Source organism: Burkholderia sp. HAN2018, from assembly GCF_024704855.1.
Classification (GTDB): domain Bacteria; phylum Pseudomonadota; class Gammaproteobacteria; order Burkholderiales; family Burkholderiaceae; genus Burkholderia; species Burkholderia cepacia.
In genome coordinates, this window is the sequence record NZ_QOBB01000390.1 from 1 (window position 1) to 3,737 (window position 3,737).

At 67.5% G+C, this 3,737-nt stretch carries 4 protein-coding genes; all 4 read right to left on the reverse strand.

From position 1 onward, the window contains the following. Nucleotides 1–19: 19 nt before the first annotated feature. Nucleotides 20–1,099: a GTP-binding protein gene (locus tag DPV74_RS39885; protein WP_021156274.1), complete on the reverse strand. Its 1,080-nt coding sequence runs from the start codon at nucleotides 1,097–1,099 to the stop codon at nucleotides 20–22. 201 nt (nucleotides 1,100–1,300) lie between these two features. Further along, on the reverse strand, nucleotides 1,301–2,515 hold the full coding sequence (locus DPV74_RS39890) for a class I SAM-dependent rRNA methyltransferase (protein ID WP_119339184.1): 1,215 nt from the start codon (nucleotides 2,513–2,515) through the stop codon (nucleotides 1,301–1,303). A gap of 76 nt (nucleotides 2,516–2,591) precedes the next feature. Then, the gene (xerC, locus tag DPV74_RS39895; RefSeq protein WP_027788874.1) at nucleotides 2,592–3,512 is read right to left on the reverse strand and encodes a tyrosine recombinase XerC; all 921 of its coding nucleotides are present in this window, start codon (nucleotides 3,510–3,512) and stop codon (nucleotides 2,592–2,594) included. A gap of 14 nt (nucleotides 3,513–3,526) precedes the next feature. Then, nucleotides 3,527–3,737, reverse strand: a 211-nt coding sequence (locus DPV74_RS39900) for a DUF484 family protein (protein WP_119339185.1), incomplete at its 5' end; no start/stop codon positions are given.

A 3,737-nucleotide genomic window follows, 5' to 3' on the forward strand; every position in this document is an offset into this window, starting at 1 on the left:
CGGCGGTTGCCCGCGCGCGTCAGGCGAGACAGGCGTCGAGGCCGTCGGTGATCAGGTCCTGCGGCAGATCGACGCCGATGAACACCATCTTGTTCGTCTTCTTCTCGATGGGCAGCCACTTCGCGGCGAGGTCGCTGCCCATCATCTGATGCACGCCCTGGAACACGACCTTGCGGTCGACGCCCTTCATGTACAGCACGCCCTTGTAGCGCAGCATCCGCTCGCCGTAGATCTGCAGGATGCCGCCGAGGAAGTCTTCCAGCTTGTTCGGGTCGAACGGGCGGTCGTTGCGGTACACGAACGACTTGATCTTGTCGTCGTGGTGCGCGTGGTGGTGATGGTGGTGGCCGTGGTCGTGATCGTGCGCGCATTGACCGTGATCGTGGTCGCAATTGGCGTGATCGTGATCATGGTCGTGATCGTGGTGATGATGCGCGTGATCGTCCTCGGCGAGGAAGTCGGGGTCGATCTCGAGCTTCGCGTTCAGGTTGAAGCCGCGCAGGTCGAAGATTTCCTTGATGTCGGCTTCGCCAAAGTTCACGACCTTGATCGCGGCCTTCGGGTTCATGTGCATCAGGCGGTGCTTCAGGCCGGCCACGGTCTGGTCGTCGACCAGGTCCGACTTCGTGATGAACAGCCGGTCGGCGAAGCCGACCTGGCGCTGCACGACTTCGTGCTCGTCGAGCTGCGCGTTCGCGTGCTTCGCGTCGACCAGCGTGATGACCGCGTCGAGCAGGAAGTCGTCGGCGATTTCGCTGTCGATGAAGAAGGTTTGCGCGACGGGGCCCGGGTTCGCAAGGCCGGTGGTTTCGATCACGATGCGGTCGAAGTCGAGCTTGCCTTCGCGCTTCTTCGCGGCCAGGTCGCCGAGCGCGCGGGCGAGGTCGCCGCGGATCGTGCAGCAGATGCAGCCGTTGCTCATCTGGATGATCTGCTCGTTCGAATCCTGCACGAGGATTTCGTTGTCGATGTTCTCTTCGCCGAACTCGTTCTCGATCACGGCGATCTTCATGCCGTGCTGTTCGTTCAGGATGCGCTTGAGCAGCGTCGTCTTGCCGCTGCCGAGGAAGCCGGTGAGGATGGTGACGGGAGTGGCCATGTCAATCGCCTGTGGTTCGTGAATCGGAGTCAAAACCAGGATGTGCGTTGCGCCCGCTCGCGCTGCCAGCCGGGGCGCACAACCATCCATTGAAACATACCTGTCAAGCCCCCGCCCGTCGTCCGAACGACAGGCGGGAACGCGAATCCGCCGGGCGCGAGGCCGCGGCCGGCGGAAGGTTACGCGCGTAGATCGGGGCGATCAGACGATTTGCAACAGCAGGCCCTTCAGATATTCGCCTTCCGGGAATGCCGCGAGCAGCGGGTGATCGACGCCCGCGCCGAGCCGCTTCAGGATGCGCGCGTCGACCTTCGCGTCGGCCGCCGCGCCCGCGACGATCTTCTGGAACAGGTCCATGTCGATCGCGCCCGAGCACGAGTACGTGAACAGCAGGCCGCCCGGACGCAGCAGCTTGAAGCCGCTCAGGTTGATGTCCTTGTACGCGCGGGCCGCGCGATCGACGCTGTCGCGGGTCGGCGCGAACTTCGGCGGATCGAGCACGATCAGGTCGAAACGCTCGCCTTCGTCGACGAGGCGGCGCAGCGTCTTGAACGCGTCGGCGTCGAGCCAGGTCGCGCGTTCGGCGTCGAAGCCGTTGGCGACGACGTTCTGCTGCGCGAGCGCGAGCGCATCGCCCGACGAGTCGATCGACACGACACGCTTCGCGCCGCCCTTGAGCGCCGCGAGCGAGAAGCCGCCGGTGTAGCAGAAGCAGTTCAGCACGTCGCGATCGGCCGCGTACTGCGCAACCAGCGCGCGGTTGTTGCGCTGGTCGACGTAGAAGCCCGTCTTGTGGCCGTTCGGCACGTCGACGTGATAGCGCACGCCGTTTTCGTTCAAGATCAGCGTCGCGGGTGGCGCATCGCCGGCCAGCACGCCGGTCGTCTGCTCGAGCCCTTCCTTGTCGCGGATCGACACGTCCGAGCGCTCGTACACGTTCGGGCAGCCGGTCGCGCCGACGAGCGCCTTCACGATCGCGTCCTTCCATGCTTCGACGCCCGCGGCCATGAACTGGCAGACGAGCTGGCCGCGCGGCGCCGCGCCGGCTTCGGCAGTGTCCGCGACGTAATAGTCGACGATCAGCCCCGGCAGCCCGTCGGCTTCGCCGAACACGAGCCGCACCGCGCCCGTGCCCGACACCATCGTCGTGCGGTGCGCAACGGCGCGCTGCACGCGGCGCTTGAAGAACGCGTGGTCGATCGGCTCGTTCTCGTCGAAGCTCCACACGCGCACGCGGATCTGCGACTGCGGGCTGTACGCGCCGCGCGCGAGGAAGCGGCCGTCGTGCGCGCGCACGATCACGGTCGCGCCGGGCGCGGGTTTGCCGTCGACGCGGTCGATCGCATTGGCGTAGATCCACGGATGGCGGCGCAGCAGCGATTTGTCCTTGGATGGCTTGAGGGTGACGGTTTGCATGATGAGATCGAAATGGGCCGTGCGCGAAGCCGACCGTGGCCGGTCGCCGCGCGCGGCGGATAACACGGGACGCGCGTCAGTCGCGCTTCTTCGCGCGCGGATGCGCGCTGTCGTAAATCTTCGCGAGATGCTGGAAGTCGAGCGACGTATAGACCTGCGTCGCGGACACGCTCGCGTGGCCGAGCAGTTCCTGCACCGCGCGCAGGTCGCCGCTCGACTGCAGCACGTGCGTCGCGAACGAGTGGCGCAGCACGTGCGGATGGACGTTGGCGGGGATGCCCGCGGCGAGCGCCGCGCGCTTCACGCGCTCGCGCACGACGCCCGGCGACATCCGGTTGCCGCGCACGGACACGAACAGCGGATGCGGATCGTGCTTCACGAATTCGCCGCGCACCGCGAGCCATGCGTTCAGCGCATCGATTGCCTTGCGGCCGACCGGCACCTTGCGCTCCTTGTTGCCCTTGCCGCGCACGGTGACTTCGGCTTCGGCGAGATCGAGCCAGCCGGCCGAGCGGTAGCCGTCGGCCTGCGTGTACATGACGTCGAGCCCGATCAGCTCCGCGAGGCGCAGCCCCGACGAGTAGAACAGCTCGAGGATCGCGTGATCGCGGATGCTTTCGGTCGTGCCGGCGAGCGGTGCGTCCATCAGGGCCGATGCGTCGTCGACCGACAGCGCCTTCGGCAAGGTCTTCGGGCGTTTCGGCGCGCGCACCGCGGCGACCGGGTTCGCGGGCATGTCGATGCGCTGCGCGAGCCAGCGGTAGAACGCGCGCCACGCGGACAGCCGGTGCGCGATCGACCGTGCGGACAGCCCGCCCGCATGCGCGCGCGCGACCGCGCCGCGCATGTCGGCGGCCGTCAGCACTTCGAGCGGCCGGCCGGCCGCAAGCTTCTTCAGTTCGTCGAGTTCGTGCGTGTAGGCGCGCAGCGTGTGCTCCGACAGCTGCCTGACGTGCTTCAGGTTCGACAGGTAGGCGGCGACCGGATCGTCTGTCATCGCGTGCGGCAGGCTCAGTGCGGCAGCAGGCGCGTGAGCGCGGCGCTCGCGAGCGTTGCGATCTGCGCGAGGAAGTCGGTGGCCATCCCATCGTGGAAGCGGCGCGGGTCGGGCGAACCCAGTACGAGCAGGCCGAACGCGGGCGCATCGGTGCCGGCGAGCGGCGCGCGCAGCGCGAGCAGTGCGACCGATGCGGCGGAGCCGTCGCCGGCCGGCGGCGCGGCG